At 67.2% G+C, this 1,706-nt stretch carries 3 protein-coding genes; all 3 read left to right on the top strand.

Annotated elements, in window-relative coordinates; all coding sequences use genetic code 11:
• Nucleotides 1–394: hypothetical protein (locus KZA10_RS14240; protein ID WP_218683214.1), on the top strand; the 394-nt coding region annotated here is incomplete at its 5' end.
• Complete coding sequence (locus tag KZA10_RS14235; protein ID WP_055869262.1) at nucleotides 391–909, top strand: hypothetical protein; 519 nt, start codon at nucleotides 391–393, stop codon at nucleotides 907–909. The genes KZA10_RS14240 and KZA10_RS14235, both read left to right, overlap by 4 nt.
• A 19-nt stretch (nucleotides 910–928) precedes the next feature.
• A partial coding sequence (deoD, locus tag KZA10_RS14230; RefSeq protein WP_256934884.1) for a purine-nucleoside phosphorylase occupies nucleotides 929–1,706 on the top strand: 778 nt, incomplete at its 3' end.

Raw genomic sequence — 1,706 nt, 5'->3', positions numbered from 1 at the left:
CTACTCGCTCTTGCTATCCACCGACTTATCCACAGTATCCACAGCTGTTAACACCGTTAAGGAGTTAAGTCATTCAATGCGCGATCCGATCACCAGACGGTGGGGAGAACCGCCGGACGAACGACAAATGCTGTGGTTGCGCGCCGACAGCGAGAGCATCGCCGACGACGCCGACGACTGGCTGCCGCGCTTCACCGGCGACCACCATCGGCTGGCGATCGCCGTGACCCGTTGCACCGACGACGCGATCGACACCGTGCGCGCCGCGCTCACCGAGAGCCTGGAGCGATACGGGATACCGCCCACGCGAGTTCTCGCGACGGACGCCCGCGACCGCGAGAGCGTCATGCGGGCGGCCTGCGCGGCACTGGACCTCCCGGAAGAGGAGTCATGAACGCCTCCACTCGAGCGGATGGCCCCGCTCCGACGACAGAACCGGCATCGGCGCAGGACGCCGTGCTCATGCATCCGGACCTCGCCGCGAACTGGGCGCTCTGGTCCGGCGTGGTGAGCCAGGCGGCGCTCACCCGGCTGCGTCACCTCGAGGAGCGATTCCCCGAGCTGACGACGGCGGTCCTCTCGACCGCCGACGGCCTGCACATCGCATCGGTCGGCACCCTCGGGGAGACCGGCGACCGCCTGGCCGCCATGAACGGCTCGCTGTTCGCCGTCGCCAGGGCCGAGGCCGAGATCATCTCGCAGGGAACGGAACCGAGCCTTTCCGCCGTGGTCTCGGTGTCGATCGGGCAGAGTCAGCTGTCGCTGCTCAGCTTCATCCTCGCCCCCTACGGTCAGCTGCTCCTGTCGGTGTCGGCGAAGGGGGTGCAGGTGGGGACCGTCATCGTGCAGGCCCGTTCGGCCGCCTACGAGCTCATCACCGCGCTCGGGCTCGCGGGTGCACCGGGATGAGGCTGACTACGCTGACGCCATGAGCACCCACATCGCCGCAGAACCCGGTCAGATCGCCCCCATCGTCCTGTTCCCCGGCGACCCGCTGCGGGCGAAGTGGATCGCCGAGACCTTCCTCGACGATGCCGAGCTGTACTCCCAGACGCGGGGCATGCTGGGCTTCACCGGCACCTGGGAGGGGCACCGCGTCTCGGTGCAGGGCTCCGGCATGGGGCAGCCGTCGATGGCGATCTACGCGAACGAGCTGTTCGACGCCTACGGGGTGCAGACGATCGTTCGCGTCGGCTCGTGCGGCGCACTGACCGAGAAGGTGAAGATCCGCGACATCATCATCGCGAACGGCGCCAGCACGGACTCCGGCATCAACCGGGTGCGCTTCCAGGGCCTCGACTTCGCACCCGTCGCCGACTTCTCGCTGCTGCGCGCCGCGGTCGAGGCGAGTGAGACCGAGCCCCTGGAATCGGCCGTGCACGTGGGTCAGCTGTTCTCGAGCGACCAGTTCTACAGCACGCGCCCCGAGCTCACGGAGCCGTTCGTGCAGCACGGCATCCTGGGCGTCGAGATGGAGGCCGCCGGCCTCTACACGCTCGCGGCGTACCACGGCAGGCGGGCTCTCGCGATCTGCGCGGTGGTCTCCTCGCCGGTGACTATGTGGTCGCTGACCGTGCATCACGGGAGGAACCCTGCGGCCCGACGCAGGATGATGCTTTGCACGGAGCAAGATCATCTTACAACAGATGATCCTGGGAGGTCTGATATGCCTGAGTACAATGAGGACGTGCTCCCCGACATCGATC

The organism is Microbacterium sp. BF1 (genome assembly GCF_019279095.1).
Lineage (GTDB): Bacteria > Actinomycetota > Actinomycetes > Actinomycetales > Microbacteriaceae > Microbacterium > Microbacterium maritypicum.
The sequence above is the reverse complement of the archived record's forward strand: the minus strand, read 5'-3'. Positions and strand labels throughout refer to the sequence as shown.